Origin of the sequence: Thermosynechococcus sp. HN-54, assembly GCF_023650955.1 — a bacterium.
Lineage (GTDB): Bacteria > Cyanobacteriota > Cyanobacteriia > Thermosynechococcales > Thermosynechococcaceae > Thermosynechococcus.
The window spans coordinates 455,590-470,168 of sequence record NZ_CP098039.1; the positions used below are offsets into that span (position 1 = coordinate 455,590).

Genomic DNA, 14,579 nt, shown 5'->3' on the forward strand with positions numbered 1-14,579 from the left:
CATGAACCCTGAGGATCTGCTCACCGTCAGTGAGTGTCAAGAGATTGATCAACTGCTCTTGCCAGCAGCAGATCGCTTTGCAATTCGAGTAGCGGTGTATGCCCAACGCTATCTGCGAGCCAAGACAGAGGTGACCCGCCTCGAAGACCTGACAGAAGCCCAAGTCTATGAACTCGTTGCCGCCGATCCCCAGTTGCAAGCAGAGGAGCAACGCCAAGGGGGATTCCTGACGTGGTATGGCCAAATTCTCATCAGTGCCCTCAAGCAACTACGGCAAATAGCTGAACAGGAGGGGGTGCCCATTGCTGAGCTAACGATTCCGCAGATTAGTTGCTGGTTTCAGCAGCAGTGTCAGGCACGCTTGCGATCCTCCCCGCCGTCACCTTAAGAATTTGGGCATGTTTGCGCCAAGGGGTGGCAAAGGGGGTGAGGTGGGTGGTGGTAATCAGCGTTTGGTAGCGATCGCCCATCACTTCTAGCAAAATTCCCTGTCGCTGCAAATCCAATTCTGCGAGGACATCATCTAAGAGCAAGAGGGGGGTGTCGCCCACCACACTTTCGACAAGAGCCAGTTCCGCCAGTTTCAGTGCCAATACCAGCGTGCGCTGCTGCCCTTGGGAGGCAAATTGGCGAGCATGTTGCCCATTGAGACAAAAGCCGACATCGTCCCGGTGTGGCCCCACAAGGCTAGTTTTTTGCAACAGTTCAATAGCCCGCCGTGCCGCCAAAACCTCGTTAAAGGCTGCAACAATGGCCTCGGAGGTGCCATCCCCAAGGGGCACATGGCTTTCGTAGGTCAAGGTCAGTCGCTCGCGATCGCCACTCAACACCCGATGCCAATCCTGTGCCAAGGAAGCCAGGCGTTCAATGAGGCGCTGTCGGCGGCGGATGATACGGGTGCCATTGATCACCAATTGCTGATTCCATGCTTGCCAGAGGGCCTCATCCCATCCTCGGCTGCCTGTCTGTTTGAGGAGAGCATTCCGTTGGCGCAGGGCTTTTTGGTAGGTTTGCAGAAGTTGGCTATAGAGGGGTTCCAACTGCACCAATATCCGATCCAACCAGTTGCGGCGAATGGCCGGTGTGCCCCGCACTAGTTCCAAATCCAAGCAGGAAAATTCCACCGCATTGAGTTGACCCAGAAATTCCGCAGTGCGCTTAACAGTACAACCATTGACCCGTAGAACACGGCCTGCGAGGGGGCGCAAACTCACCGCCAGATCAAGGGGCACACCTTGGCGTTCAAGGGTGGCTTCAATTTGAGCACTCTCTTGTCCCTGCTGAATCAAGTCGCGATCGCGATGGGTGCGATGGGACTGCAACGTGGCGAGCCACTCTACGGCCTCTAATAAATTCGACTTCCCTTGGGCATTGTCCCCCACAAGAATTGTTTTCGGGGCGGCAAACGTCACCCATTGCTCGCTGTAGTTGCGGAAGTGGCGCAGATAGAGTGATTTCAGAAACACCTACCAACCCCAAGTCCCCGGCGCTCCCTTAAAAGGGCCAACAATGTCCGGGGTAATCCAGCCGCCATAAAAGCCCCCCGGTTGGGGAATGACAACCACGCCATCCACCGTACATTCATCCATCAGACTCGCATAGAAGGCAATGAAGTTGCGGATTGGGGCAAAAGGGGGGGTGGGGTTGGGGTAGTACCAAGCAGCATTATTGGCTTGGCGATCGCCCACCTTGACATGGTAGTAGGCGCCTTGTCCCTTCCATTCACAAAAGGTTTGCCGCGGCGAGGGCACCAGATACTGTGACTGCACATCCTCTGGCGGAAAGTAGTACACAGGGGGGTGACTGGTCTCTAGCACCCGCTGTCCCCGCTGGGTATCGGCAATCACCACATCATTAAAGACCACCCGTAGGTGTTTTGACGTGGGTTCAACACGGGGCGGACGGGGGTAGTCCCAAACCGATTCTTGGCCGGGGGTAGGGGGAATCCGTTGCATCGGGTTGCAGTTCCTGAACACTCTTCTTTGACCGTAACAGCTATGGCTCAAGCTTGGGAACTGGTTTGCCGCTCCACCAAGCCCTGTTCAATGGCCAGTCGCACCAGCTCTGCCCGATTGTGAACTGCGGTTTTCTGAAACAGGCTACTGACGTGTTTTTCAATGGTTCGGGCACTCAGGTGCAGGCGATCGCCAATCTGGGCATTGGAGAGTCCCGCCACCAGCAAAGCCAAAACGTCTTTTTCCCGCTGCGTCAGATCAACCGTAATCTGCTGAGTTTTCGGTGCCGCGAAGGGTTGCTGTCGCTGTTGCCATTCCATTTGTATCAGCTGCGCCCGATCCAACAGGTTACGTACCACCGCTGCCAACTCATTTAAGTCAAAAGGCTTGGAGAGATAGACATCGCCCCCAGTGCGATAGGCGCGAATCCGCTCCTCCAGTTCTGTGCGTGCGGTGAGGTAAATCACTGGCAGTAACCGTAACGAGGGATGCTGGCGCACCTGCCGCACCAACTCATAGCCATTCATATTCGGCATGGCAATATCCGTAATCAGCAGGTGAGGCTGATAGCGATGGATCATTTCGAGGGCTTGGGCACCATCTCCCGCCGTCAGACAACAGTACCCTTCGGATTCCAAAAAGCGACTCACCGAAAGGCGGATGCCGGCATCGTCGTCAGCAATGAGTACCGTGAGGGACATAGGGAATTTATGTCTCCACTAGACCACAGTATTTCTCCACACAGCGGACAAACAGCTCAACCCCAATACTTAAAACGGTTTCGTCAAAGTCAAAGCGGGGATGGTGGTGGGGGAAATCTAACCCCAGTGTGCCATTGGCTGACCCCAAAAAGAAGTAGCAGCCTGGAACAGCTTTCAGAAAAAATGACATATCTTCTGCGGCCATCGTTTGACAATGGGATGTGACCCCAGCCGGCACTTCGACCACGGATTCAGCAACAGAGCGCACTAATTTCGCCATCTTGGCATCGTTGACAGTGGGGGGATACATCCGCTCGTAGTGAAAGTCATAGGTTGCACCATGACTCTGGCAGATGCCGGCAATCACCTGCTCAATGCGCTGGGGCAACCATTCTCCCAACTCTGGCTTAAAGTATCGCACCGTTCCCCGAAACGTCGCGGTATCGGCAATCACGTTCTTTGCGGTGCCTGCATGCACTGCCCCCACGGAGATCACCGCCGTCTCTAGGGGATCCACGTTGCGCGAGACAATGGTGTGCAATGCCGTAATAATCTGCGCAACAACGAGAACCGTATCCACGGTAAACTGGGGTAAAGCTGCGTGTCCCCCCTTGCCGTGTACCTCACACTCAAAGAATTCTGCCGCCGCCATCAACGGCCCACTACGCACCCCCACCGTACCAACGGGCAGAAAGTTCCAGAGGTGTAGGCCAATAATGCCATCCACTTTCGGAGCATCGAGAACCCCCCCTTCAATCATGGGTTTGGCACCACCGGGGCCTTCTTCCGCCGGTTGAAAGATGATTTTGACCGTACCAGCAAAATCGCGGTGCTGAGCAAGGTATTTCGCCGTCCCAAGGGCGATCGCGATGTGACCATCGTGGCCGCAGGCGTGCATTTTCCCCTCATGGAGAGAGCGGTAAGGCTTATCGTTTTCCTCCTGTATTGGCAGGGCATCCATATCAGCGCGAATCGCCAGCACAGGCCCTGGACGTGTTCCTGGAATGACTGCCACAACACCCGTCTCGGCAATGCCCGTGCGATGCTGAATGCCCCACTCCCGCAGTTTCTCACTGACGAAGGTCGCCGTCAGGTGTTCCTGAAAACCCAATTCGGGTCGCTGGTGCAAATGGCGTCGCCACTGCACAAGTTCTGGCTGTAATGCAGCTATCTCTGGACGCAGTTGGCAGCTCAGTTGCGGGAGATGGAAAGGCATGGGGGCAATCTTTAGATTTTGTTTAGCATTGCTCTTATCTAGGATAAACGATGCTCTTGGGCAGCGGCAGCAAATGCCACCTCAAGACCAGGTTAAGAGCAGTTTACTTCCACCAACAGTAGGATTTTTTCGTCAGAACCCCCTGACTTAGGAAACATTTGTTATTATGGCAGGTAGCTCCCTAGGGCAAAAATTAAAATAGTTCAGTATTGGAAATTACACTTTACCCATTCTGAACGCTAGGGTCTCTTCACCAAACGAGGATGTTATGGTTCAATCCCTTCAATATTCCATCGAACTCGTCAAAGAGGAAGCACGGCGACTGGTGGCCAAAGGTGTGGTGAGTCGGCAGCAGCCCATCTACACCCTCTGCCAATTTGTCCCCGTTCGGGAGTGGCCCCTCATTGAAGCCGAGCTAGAGCGCTGTGACTTTATGTTGCGCGATCGCATTGGTGACCTTATTGGTCGTGAGTGCTGGGACAACGACTAAAAAACTCAAAGTGCTTTAGGGCACCTGCTCCCCCCAACTTCAAATCTTAGGAAGTGGGTGCCTCTGAATCCTGCTGTAGGTCTTGACGAATGGCGCGTAGGGTTTCTAAGAGAGTTTGCAGATCGGCAGCCAACTCAGCACTCTCGCGAGTGGCAGAGGGGGGAGCCGCAGAGGATTGCTGTTGCTGGGCAATAAAGGCTTGAATGAGTTCCCGCGCTTGCGCCTCTGTAAGACGCCCTTTTTCGGCACAGACGGTAGCGAGTTGGCGAGCATCCACCCGCAGTTGCGTCAGGTATTCTTGACGCTTGGCTTCATCCTGTAGAGATTCAATGGCAGCAGCGGCAGCCCCAATACTAGTGTAGTAAAGTTGCTGTGCTAGTTCAAAGGGATTGCGATCCATAGGGTTGACCCTGAAGGGAGTGAACTCTCCTTTGTTACTCTACGGGAAATGCCCCTAACTCAGCAAGTCAGCAAGATTGAGGGAAGCGGCTGCGGTACAAATGAACAATCTTACTCACGACCTCATCGATCCCTAGGTTGTCGGTACAGACTTCAATGGCATCAGCCGCTTTGCGAAAGGGGGCATAGGTACGTTGCCGATCAGCAGTATCGCGAGCAGTAATTTGGCTCAACAGCTCCTCGTAGGAGAGGTCGCATTCTCCCTGCTGCTGTAATTCCTGCCAGCGGCGTTGGGCACGCTCTTCCGGAGAGGCTGTCAAAAAGATCTTCAAACCCGCGTCAGGAAACACATGGGTACCAATGTCTCGGCCTTCGGCAGCAATTCCGCCATTGGCCCCAATCGCCCGCTGTTGTTGTACCATGAGTCGTCGCACACCCCGCAGGGCGGCAATTTGGGAGACTCGCTGCGTCACCTCTAGGGAACGAATCGCTTGGCTGATGTCGCGCTCGTTGATCCATACCCGTGGGGGTTGGTGGGGATCACTGCTTTCTAAGCGCAATTGACAGTGGGCAATCGCCTCCACTACGGCTGGTTCATCGTCGAGATCAATGTGGTTTTCTAGACACCACCAAGTTACCGCTCGATACATGGCACCGGTGTCAAGGTACTGCAACCCTAGGGCTTGGGCAGCGCGTCGTGTGACGGTGGACTTCCCCGCCCCCGCAGGGCCATCGACTGCTAGAATCGGTAACCGCCGATCCAATAGACAATTGTCAATGAGGCGCGTTTGCCCCACCCAACCAGCGATCGCCAGCAGCCCCACGGTCTCAATGCGTTCCAAGGGCACAAGGGTCTGGGGATGCACCAATTCGGCATAGTCGAGGCGCAACTGCGGAAACTGGCGCAGATGGTTGTGAACCTGCTGCAAGAGATCGCTGGCGGCAAAGCAGCCCTGATGAAAAGCAGCAGTCGCTACCTCTAGGCTCTGGCTTAGGGCTAAGGCCGTGGCGCGATCGCGCTCACTGAGGTATTGATTGCGGGAACTGAGGGCGAGGCCATCGACATCGCGGACAATCGGGCAGCTAATGATCTCCACGTCCAGATTCAAATCGGCGACACAGCGGCGAATCATCGCTAACTGCTGGGCATCTTTCTGACCAAAGTAGGCGCGATCTGGCTGCACTAGGTGCAACAGCTTCAGGACAATCGTCGCCACCCCGCGAAAATGGCCAGGGCGCGATCGCCCACAGAGACGCTCTGTTAACTCCCTTGGTGGCTCAACCACCGTGAGACCGTCCATGCCTGCTGGATAGAGTTCACCGACACTGGGTGTAAATAGGATGTTCACGCCCAACTGCTGGCAAAGGAGGGCATCAGCCTCAAGGGTACGGGGATAGCGGTCTAAATCCTCCTGAGGACCAAACTGAAGAGGATTAACAAAAATACTGACAACGACAACATCGCACTCTTGCCGTGCCCGTTGGATCAGGGCAGCGTGACCCCCATGGAGTGCTCCCATTGTGGGCACAAAACCAAGGGTCGTCCCAGAGGGGAGGGTGGCAAGGGCAGCCTGTAAGCCCGCCGTGGTGGTTAAATGGTAAAACTTACCCATAGAGCGTTGGAGGGGCGATCGCCCCGTGCAGTTTTGATACAATCTGTCATACTACAGCCCTTTTCACACCGAGAGAAGACATTCAAGCTTGTGAAAGCAACGATCAGAGAGGCGGGTTGGGTGTATCCGAATTTTAGAAAAGGGTTGTCCAACGCTCTTGGCCGCTTTTTCTGACCAAAGTTTGTACATTTGTTGCAAAGACTTTAATCTTTGGGGTAGGTTTTCTAAAATTCGAGTACTTTCGTTGCTCTGTACTAGCTAGCAGTGTAACGCGATCTCAACTTTCATCCCCAACTTAGCGAACGCTCGTTTTTTAACTGCTCAGCATACGCCGCGAGGATAGCCCCTATGGCCAATGAACTACAAAATGGTTTACAAAAATACCGTTTCGTCTGCACCCTCACCTTCGGGGATATTTATGGCCAAGTCATTGTTTGGCTGATTGTGATCTTTATTGGTTTGGCTGCGTCCCTCACCCTCTACAACAATCCCGTGCAGGCGTTTCTGGTCGGGGGGCTAATTTTGGTTCTAACCTTGCCCTTTTTGCTCTTTGCCTTTGTCACCACACTGCTCAACCATATTGAAATGCGACCTGTGACCGTCACAGAGAAGAAAAAGCGCAAAGATGCCGCCGTGGCCTCAACCACTGAGGTGGCTCCAGCGAATTAAAGAACCCTTAAAAATAGCGGGCGATCGCCCCCAAAATGCCATACTGGAGTTACCGCTGAGGGGGCAGATTGATGCTGTACTGGCTCACATTTCTCCAAGCATTACCCAACCCAGAATTGCCAGCTCCACCCCGAACGCAAACCCAAGCAACGGTACTTGCGGAACCTCCCCCTCTTGTCATGGGCAGCATGGGTGGGTTGCTTTTCTTTCCCAGTGTGATTGCCGGTATTGTCATTTTACTGCTGCTGAGCATTTGGGCCTATACCCGCGTCTATGTGATTACCCCCAACAACGAAGCCTTTGTGCGCACGGGGGGTGTTTTTGTGAAGAAAAAAACAGTCATCCTCAATGGTGGCTGCATTGCCCTGCCAGGGTTCCATGAGTTGACACGGGTGCCCCTGCGAGAAATCTCCATTGATGTGGAACGGACGGGCAAATTGGCGGTGCGTACCCAAGATTACTTGCGGGCTGATATGCGGGTCACTTTCTATGTCTGTATTAACGCCACCGAGGAAGATGTGCTCACCGCCGCTGCGCGCCTCTCCCAAAATAATCGCATTACTCCGGAAGACATTAAAAATGCCCTCGAAAAACGCGCTGACGATGCCATTCGTGCCGCGGCAAAACACAAGTCCTTAGCAGAAATTGACTCCGACAAGCTAGGCTTTGCCCAAGAGGTGCTCAACCTGATGCAGCAGGATCTGCAAAAAGTCGGACTCACGCTCAACAACATTGCTATTTCAGAGGTTCAGGAGAGCGACACCTACGACGAAAACAACTTTTTTGATGCCCAAGGGGTGCGGTTGCGCACGGAAACGATTCAACGCTCCATCCAGCAAAAACGAGAAGTCGAACTCTCAACCCGGGTGGCGATCGAACAAAAGGAACTGGATGCCCAAAAACGCTCTCTGCAAATCGAAGAGGAAAAAGAAGCGGCTCTGTTGAGCCAACGCCTGAAGGTGGAAGCGCTGAAAGCACAGCGGGAAAGGGAAATTGAGGAGGCCAAAGCAGCAGAGGCAGCCGCGATTCAGCGGGCAAAATTGCTCCAAGCCCAAGCGGTTGAGGAAGAAGAAATCCGCAAAAGACTCGCCATCCAACAGAAGGAAATTGAGGCCAGCATTGAACTGGAGGAAAAAAATAAACTCCTCAAGGTGACGCAAGCCCAACAACAACAGGAGGCAGAAATCGCCGAAATCAGTCGCCAGCAGCAGGTGGAGGCCAACCGTCTGCAAGCCCAAGCAGCTATTGCGGAGTCGGAGCGCCAAGCGCGCCTTGCCCAAGAGGAGGTGGCGATCGCCATCGCCATGAAGAAAAAAGAAAGTCTGATTGCCGAAGCCGAGCGAGCACGGGCAGAATCCGCGGTCACCACCGCCATCGAAGTGGAAAAAGCCGATCGCGAGAAAAACCTAGCCATCATTGCTGCAGAACGGGAAGCGGCTGAAAAGCGGGTGCTAGAGCAAAATGTGGTGGAGATTGATGTCTTCCGCCGCCGTCGTCAAGCGGAAATTGCCCAGCAGGCAGCTGAACTTGAAGCCGAAGCCATTCGTACCCTTGCTGCTGCCAACCGCGATAAAGCCCTTGCCGAAGCTGAAGGGATAGAGGCCATGCTCGCAGCGAAGAATGTCATTAGCAACGCCAACCTGACGGCTCAAGTGATTACAGCCCTCTGGCCAGAACTGGCACCGCAACTGCCCCAAGTGCTCCAAGCCCTTGCCCCCCAACCTGGTGTGATTGGTGACGCCAAAATCTACACTTTTGCCAATGGTGGGGCAACCCCTGATCTCAATAAATTGCTCCTGTCCACCAGTGGTCTGGCCTTGATCAATGCCCTTTTTGAGGAAGGAAAGCTGGGACAACTCTTAGCGCAAATCAAATCCCTGTTGCAGGAAACACCCCCCACTGCCTAAAACTGCATTGCATACTCCTAAGGTCAAGATTGGATAACTTTACAGCAGGCTGTTGCAGCAAGTGAACCAATAATTGACTCGATTCGTCTATATTTCCGAAATTCATAGGACTTTATCAATGGGGCAAATATAAAAAAAAGATTAAGAACCGTCAAAGGTCAGTGTTAGTATTCCGAGGAACAGATTTAGAAATGTTAAGATTCTTAATATATGTGACATATCTCCGCAAACACTGTTAAAGCACCGTTGGCTTGGCCGCGATCTTTAGCAGGGGCGATCGCCCACCCTATAGAGTAAAGCGATATTCCTAAGCCTTGGACGAATCACTGCTGTCAACCTTGAGAACGAGCGAGAGGGACTATGGATACCTCAAAAGATTTAGTGCGCACTTACCTACGGGAGATTGGCCGTGTGCCATTGCTCACCCACGAACAGGAAGTGATCTACGGCAAACAGGTGCAGCAGCTTGCCGCCATGAACGAGATTCGCGAAAAGCTCGCGGCAGAACTCAACCGTGAACCCACCCGTGCTGAGTGGGCGGCAGCCGCTAACATCAGTGAAGAGGAACTGGAGACGATTATCGAGAACGGTGAGCGCGCTAAACGGAAAATGGTGGAGGCCAACCTGCGGCTCGTGGTCTCAGTGGCCAAAAAGTACATCAAGCGCAATGTGGATCTCCTTGATCTGATTCAAGAGGGGACGATTGGCATGCAGCGGGGGGTAGAAAAATTTGACCCCACCAAAGGGTATCGTTTCTCCACCTATGCCTACTGGTGGATTCGCCAAGCGATTACGCGGGCGATCGCCGAAAAAGGCCGCACCATCCGCCTGCCCATCCACATCACCGAAAAGCTGAACAAAATCAAAAAAGCCCAGCGACAACTATCCCAACGTCTTGGTCGCGCTGCCACGATTAATGAACTGGCAGCAGAACTGGAGTTGACCCCTGCCCAAGTGCGGGAATATCTTGAACGGGCGCGGCAGCCCCTCTCCCTTGATGTCCGTGTCGGCGATAATCAGGATACAGAATTGGGGGAATTGCTCGAGGATCCTTCCATTTCACCGGAGGAGTTTGCGGCTCAATCCTCGTTGCGCAGTGACCTTGAACGGCTGATGGCGGATCTGACCCCACAGCAACGCCATGTTCTCTCCCTACGCTTTGGTCTAGAGAATGGCCAGCCCCTCACCCTTGCCAAAGTGGGCGAACTGCTTAACATTAGTCGCGAGCGGGTACGCCAAATTGAGCGGGAAGCCCTCACCAAACTCCGCAAACGCCGTGGGGATATTCACGAGTACCTTGCCAGCTAACCCATGCTCACCGACGAACAGCACCGCCAAAAAATGCAGCAGCGCAAAGCCGTGCAGGCTCAACGCCTCGCGGAGCGCACCCGTGAAAAAGGTCTGATTATTGTCCATACGGGTAACGGCAAGGGCAAAACCACGGCGGCTCTGGGCATGGTGCTGCGTTCCTTGGGGCATGGCTACCGAGTGGCCATTATCCAGTTCATCAAGGGGGCGTGGGAGCCAGCGGAAAAAACAGTTCTTAGCCATTGGTCAGCCCAACTAGCCTTTCATGCGATGGGGGAGGGCTTCACCTGGGAAACCCAAGACCGCCAGCGGGATATTGCCTGTGCCCAAGCGGCTTGGGAGCTTGCCCTGAGCTACATCAGGAACCCTGAGTACCGTTTGGTGCTACTGGATGAAATTAACGTTGCCCTGAAGCTGGATTACCTGAATGTCGCGCAAGTGCTGGAGGGTCTTGCCCACAAGCCAGAAATGACCCACGTGATTCTCACCGGGCGCGGTGCTCCCCCAGCCCTGATTGACGCCGCAGATTTGGTAACGGAAATGACCCTTGTTAAGCATCCCTTTCGCGAGCAGGGAGTTAAAGCCCAGCCGGGGATTGAATTCTAAAGCAGGAGTTCGCCAGCGAAAATCGTAACCGCCTGACCCAATAGCAGCAGGCGATCGCCCCCATGGGGATGAATTTGAATCACCCCTCCCCGCGCTGAGGCTTGATAGGCCATTAATTCGTCCTTCCCCAGTTTTGCTCGCCAGTAGGGATACAGGCTACAGTGAGCCGAGCCAGTGACGGGATCCTCAGGGATGCCCAGTTGCGGGGCAAAAAAGCGGGAGACAATGTCGTATTCGGGGTCATCGGCCTGTGCCGTCACAATCAGTCCCCGACAGGGCAGGCGGGCAATTTCAGCTAAATCGGGTGTCAGCTCTCGCACGGCAACTGTCTCCCCCAGCTCAACCAAGAGATCGCTCCCCGCTTGCCCCATAAACACTGGGGTGATCCCCAACGCCCCAACAATCAATGCTTCTACCTGCTGATTCTCAAGGGGGGTCACCGGCTGCTGCGGAAAATCAAGGGCAATCCACTCGCCAAGACGCCGTGCTTGGAGCAAGCCACTGCGGGTATGAAAGTCTAAATCGCCGCTAACCCCCTGATGCTGCCAGAGGACATGGGCCGTTGCGAGGGTGGCATGACCACAGAGATCCACTTCTGCCACAGGGGTAAACCAACGCAAATGAAAGCCACTGGCCAGCGGTACGACAAAAGCCGTTTCCGAAAGATTCATTTCGCGGGCGATCGCCGCCAAGGTCGCATCCTCAAGAAACGCATCTAGAACACAAACCGCCGCTGGGTTGCCGCGAAAGGGTTCTTGGCTAAAGGCATCAACTTGGTACAGTGGTAGCGGCATCCGACCCCCGAAAACCGTAAAATCAATCCTGTAGATCGAGCAGAGGACATACTGCGTGGAACGGACATTTTTAGCCATTAAGCCCGATGGTGTTCAGCGTGGGCTAGTGGGGACGATTATCCAACGATTTGAACAAAAAGGCTACACACTGGTCGGTCTCAAACTGATGCGGGTCAGCCGCGAATTGGCAGAGCAACACTACGGCGAACACAAAGACAAGCCCTTCTTTCCGGGGCTTGTGAATTTCATTACCTCTGGACCAGTGGTGGCCATGGTCTGGGAAGGACGCGGCGTGATTGCCACTGCCCGCAAACTGATTGGGGCGACCAATCCTCTCAATGCTGAACCGGGAACCCTACGGGGCGATTTTGCCGTGGATGTGGGTCGGAATGTGATTCACGGCTCCGATAGTCCCGAAAATGCCGAGCGGGAAATCAATCTCTGGTTCCAAACGCAGGAACTGGTGCCTTGGGAACCGGCCTTTACCTCTTGGGTGTATGAGATGTAGGCTCATGGGTTGACTTGGAAAGGGTTGGAGGGGTGTCTGGCTCCTCCACCTCCCGCTTGGAAAAGCCCCACGTAAAGCAAAGCGCAATCAGGCTAATCATTAGCCAGTCAGAAGGCACCAGTTGCGGATTTAGCACGCGAATCAGCAGCCGCAAACCCACTAGCGTTACCGTAAAGTAACCTGCATCCTCCAGCCGAGGAAATTCTTTGAGCCAGCGGATAAATAGCTCCGCCATAAAGCGCAGCATGATCACCCCAATCGTGCCGCCGAGTAATACCAGCCAACGCTCATCCGAGAGGGCGATCGCCGTTGTCACGCTATCGAGGGAAAAGGCCAAATCCGCTAAGGCCAGCAGGGGCACCGCTTGCCAAAAAGAACGAATCACCCGCTCGTGTTCATGTTCTGGCTCGGTCGTAAAGAAAAAGTACTTTGCCGATAACCACAGCAGATAGAGTGCCCCCGCCAACTCAAACTGCCAGAATTTCAAGACCCACGTCGCTGTGAGGATTAGCCCAATCCGAAAAACATAGGAAATGGCGAGTCCCAGATTGAGTGCTCGCCGCTGCTCATCTAAGTTTTCGATGCCTCGTACCAAGGCCGCTAGGGCGATCGCATTATCCGCTGAGAGAACTGCTTCCAGTGCCAACAACACCACAAGTAACAACAGGGTATCCAGTCCCCAATTGGGCGAGAGTTCCAATAGTTCATCAATCATCGGGCGAGGGAAGTTCTCCAGATTTTTGGCTGCTTATATTTATCGTCGCACAGTAGCGGTACAGCCTTTTTCCCAAGGGGGGAACACCCTCAAATAAGTACAAGGAATCCTCAGCCCTGAGGTACGATGCGGCGGCTAAACTGCTGAATCTCCTCGCGAATGCCTCGTGGTAATTGATTTTGTTTAGCGATGGCTTGCTGGAAGTATTGCTGTGCCTGCGATCGGTTGCCACTGGCGGCTAAAATTTGCGCTTTCAGATAAAGGAGTTCTGGATTGTTAGGGGCAAGTGCCAAGGCTTGATCAACGGCGTTTAAGGCTTGCGGCCATTGCTTGCGATCGCGATAGGCCAAGGCCAAGCCTCGATAACTCAAGTAATTGGGAGCAGCGTAGGTTTGCAGCGTTTCAATGGCCCGATCCATACTGACAAAGCCGACATTACTGGCAATGCCCCATTCCATAAAACCGCGGATCAGGTTCAATTCCGGATCGCGAGGATTGACAGCTTCGGCTCGCCCCACATGGTCAAGAACCCGCTGTACGCGCAACAGAGCGGCTGGGGCACCGGCCACAGGACCTGAGCCAGCATCGGAGATCTCATAGCCAGCGATCAGAAAATGACCGACGGCTTGGTAAAGGTTCCCCCGCAGGGGATCGCGACTCGTCAGAGCTTGGGCAGCGCGGAGGGTCTCCTCTGCATAGCGTTTGTACCCTGCCCAGTCTTCATTGAGATAGGCAATGGCAGCCGCCAATGTCAGGGTAAGGGGTTCGCGGGAATCGCGCTCCAAGGCCGCAGGCAGTAACTCCTTACCTTTGACATAGTTGCCATCGCGAAAGAGGGCGACAAAGACGGCTTCCGTTTGATCCGAAATCGGTCGCGCCTGTGAGCCGGTACGAAAAGGATCTCCCGCAAGGGCAGCAGTACTCAGTACCCAGGGGGCGATCGCTCCACTAAGATAGAGAGCAAAGCGTTGCCACAGGCGCAATTGACGTACTTGCACGATCCTCACCTCCGGAGTCTGCATCTTGTTTTCAGTTCACCATCTCAGCTACCACCCTGCCGCCACCCCCCAGCCCATTTTGCAGGATATTAATTTAGACTTGGGCATGGCTGAACTGGGATTGATCATCGGACCTAGTGGATCCGGCAAGACCACCCTACTAGAGATTCTAGCGGGCTTGGCCACCCCCAGTCGCGGGATCATCCAGTGGCAGGATCAGGTACTGACACCTGACCATTTACAACAGTTGGCTGGATTGGTCTTTCAGTTCCCGGATCGCTACTTCTGTGGCCGCACGATTCTTGAGGAACTGCGCTTTGGCCATCCTGAAATTCCCTACGAAAACTTTTACCGTGCCCTTGCCGATGTTGGCCTTGATCATCTCCCCTTGCACACTCGCCCTGAATCCCTCAGTGGTGGTCAACAGCGTCGCTTGGCTCTAGCGGTACAACTGGTGCGGCAGCCCTACTTACTCTTGCTCGATGAACCGACCGCTGGCTTGGATTGGTCAATGCGCCGACAATTGGTACAAGTACTGCGCCGCCTCAAGGAGCATTGGAGCTTGCTGGTGGTGACCCACGAAGCAACGGAACTACAAGAGATTAGCGATCGCGCGTGGCGGCTGGAAAACGGTTGTCTGGTACCATTGATTTCTCATCAGTCAAGTCATGTAATAAGTTTTAATACTTAGGTAGCAAAA

Annotated in this window: 17 protein-coding genes; 8 read left to right on the forward strand and 9 right to left on the reverse strand. The window is 54.1% G+C overall.

The genetic code is table 11. The features are described 5' to 3' along the window. Position 1: 1 nt before the first annotated feature. Positions 2 to 388, forward strand: coding sequence for a hypothetical protein (locus tag NBE99_RS02235; protein WP_250682890.1), 387 nt, complete (start codon positions 2 to 4; stop codon positions 386 to 388). Here the strand turns inward: NBE99_RS02235 and recF are convergent. The 4 genes from recF to NBE99_RS02255 are packed head-to-tail and all read right to left on the reverse strand — an operon-like array spanning position 327 to position 3,872. Further along, the gene (gene recF / locus NBE99_RS02240) at positions 327 to 1,466 is read right to left on the reverse strand and encodes a DNA replication/repair protein RecF (protein ID WP_250682891.1); all 1,140 of its coding nucleotides are present in this window, start codon (positions 1,464 to 1,466) and stop codon (positions 327 to 329) included. The genes NBE99_RS02235 and recF overlap by 62 nt on opposite strands. Beyond that, a complete protein-coding gene (locus tag NBE99_RS02245; RefSeq protein WP_250682892.1) occupies positions 1,467 to 1,955 on the reverse strand; it encodes a DUF427 domain-containing protein in 489 nt (162 codons plus the stop codon). It lies immediately after the preceding gene. A gap of 47 nt (positions 1,956 to 2,002) precedes the next feature. After that, positions 2,003 to 2,656 (reverse strand): response regulator transcription factor, encoded by a 654-nt coding sequence (locus tag NBE99_RS02250; RefSeq protein ID WP_250682893.1) that lies wholly within the window; start codon positions 2,654 to 2,656, stop codon positions 2,003 to 2,005. 7 nt (positions 2,657 to 2,663) lie between these two features. Next, positions 2,664 to 3,872: a M20 family metallopeptidase gene (locus tag NBE99_RS02255; RefSeq protein ID WP_250682894.1), complete on the reverse strand. Its 1,209-nt coding sequence runs from the start codon at positions 3,870 to 3,872 to the stop codon at positions 2,664 to 2,666. Between the two features lie 268 nt (positions 3,873 to 4,140). Here NBE99_RS02255 and NBE99_RS02260 point away from each other — a divergent pair, with 268 nt between their 5' ends. Continuing rightward, complete coding sequence (locus NBE99_RS02260; RefSeq protein WP_250682895.1) at positions 4,141 to 4,362, forward strand: DUF4327 family protein; 222 nt, start codon at positions 4,141 to 4,143, stop codon at positions 4,360 to 4,362. Positions 4,363 to 4,408: 46 nt separating this feature from the next. On the opposite strand, the gene NBE99_RS02265 is transcribed toward NBE99_RS02260, so the two are convergent. Both NBE99_RS02265 and NBE99_RS02270 read right to left on the reverse strand, forming a co-directional pair. Next, positions 4,409 to 4,762, reverse strand: a complete 354-nt coding sequence (locus tag NBE99_RS02265; protein WP_250682896.1) for a hypothetical protein — start codon at positions 4,760 to 4,762, stop codon at positions 4,409 to 4,411. Positions 4,763 to 4,829: 67 nt separating this feature from the next. Further along, a complete protein-coding gene (locus tag NBE99_RS02270) occupies positions 4,830 to 6,374 on the reverse strand; it encodes a bifunctional pantoate--beta-alanine ligase/(d)CMP kinase (protein WP_305879894.1) in 1,545 nt (514 codons plus the stop codon). 348 nt (positions 6,375 to 6,722) lie between these two features. On the opposite strand from NBE99_RS02270, the gene NBE99_RS02275 reads away from it, so the two are divergent. The 4 genes from NBE99_RS02275 to cobO all read left to right on the forward strand — a co-directional run bounded on the left by NBE99_RS02275 (position 6,723) and on the right by cobO (position 10,864). Next, positions 6,723 to 7,043 carry a hypothetical protein gene (locus NBE99_RS02275; RefSeq protein WP_149821421.1) on the forward strand — a complete coding sequence of 107 codons (321 nt, stop codon included), beginning with the start codon at positions 6,723 to 6,725 and terminating at the stop codon, positions 7,041 to 7,043. Between the two features lie 71 nt (positions 7,044 to 7,114). After that, positions 7,115 to 8,950, forward strand: a complete 1,836-nt coding sequence (locus tag NBE99_RS02280) for a flotillin family protein (protein WP_250682898.1) — start codon at positions 7,115 to 7,117, stop codon at positions 8,948 to 8,950. 360 nt (positions 8,951 to 9,310) lie between these two features. Then, a complete protein-coding gene (locus tag NBE99_RS02285; protein ID WP_250682899.1) occupies positions 9,311 to 10,258 on the forward strand; it encodes an RNA polymerase sigma factor, RpoD/SigA family in 948 nt (315 codons plus the stop codon). Between the two features lie 3 nt (positions 10,259 to 10,261). Beyond that, positions 10,262 to 10,864 carry a cob(I)yrinic acid a,c-diamide adenosyltransferase gene (gene cobO, locus NBE99_RS02290; protein ID WP_250682900.1) on the forward strand — a complete coding sequence of 201 codons (603 nt, stop codon included), beginning with the start codon at positions 10,262 to 10,264 and terminating at the stop codon, positions 10,862 to 10,864. Here cobO and NBE99_RS02295 read toward each other — a convergent pair. Continuing rightward, positions 10,861 to 11,658 carry a PhzF family phenazine biosynthesis protein gene (locus NBE99_RS02295; protein WP_250682901.1) on the reverse strand — a complete coding sequence of 266 codons (798 nt, stop codon included), beginning with the start codon at positions 11,656 to 11,658 and terminating at the stop codon, positions 10,861 to 10,863. The two genes, cobO and NBE99_RS02295, sit on opposite strands and share 4 nt — an antisense overlap. Before the next feature lie 55 nt (positions 11,659 to 11,713). Here NBE99_RS02295 and ndk point away from each other — a divergent pair, with 55 nt between their 5' ends. Continuing rightward, positions 11,714 to 12,166, forward strand: a complete 453-nt coding sequence (gene ndk, locus NBE99_RS02300) for a nucleoside-diphosphate kinase (protein ID WP_250682902.1) — start codon at positions 11,714 to 11,716, stop codon at positions 12,164 to 12,166. On the opposite strand, the gene NBE99_RS02305 is transcribed toward ndk, so the two are convergent. Together NBE99_RS02305 and NBE99_RS02310 are read right to left on the reverse strand one after the other, a co-directional pair. Then, positions 12,141 to 12,881, reverse strand: coding sequence for a TerC family protein (locus tag NBE99_RS02305; RefSeq protein ID WP_250682903.1), 741 nt, complete (start codon positions 12,879 to 12,881; stop codon positions 12,141 to 12,143). The genes ndk and NBE99_RS02305 overlap by 26 nt on opposite strands. A 110-nt stretch (positions 12,882 to 12,991) precedes the next feature. Next, positions 12,992 to 13,879, reverse strand: a complete 888-nt coding sequence (locus NBE99_RS02310) for a Sll0314/Alr1548 family TPR repeat-containing protein (RefSeq protein ID WP_250682904.1) — start codon at positions 13,877 to 13,879, stop codon at positions 12,992 to 12,994. A gap of 25 nt (positions 13,880 to 13,904) precedes the next feature. On the opposite strand from NBE99_RS02310, the gene NBE99_RS02315 reads away from it, so the two are divergent. Next, on the forward strand, positions 13,905 to 14,570 hold the full coding sequence (locus NBE99_RS02315) for an ABC transporter ATP-binding protein (RefSeq protein WP_250682905.1): 666 nt from the start codon (positions 13,905 to 13,907) through the stop codon (positions 14,568 to 14,570). The last annotated feature ends 9 nt before the right edge of the window (positions 14,571 to 14,579 follow it).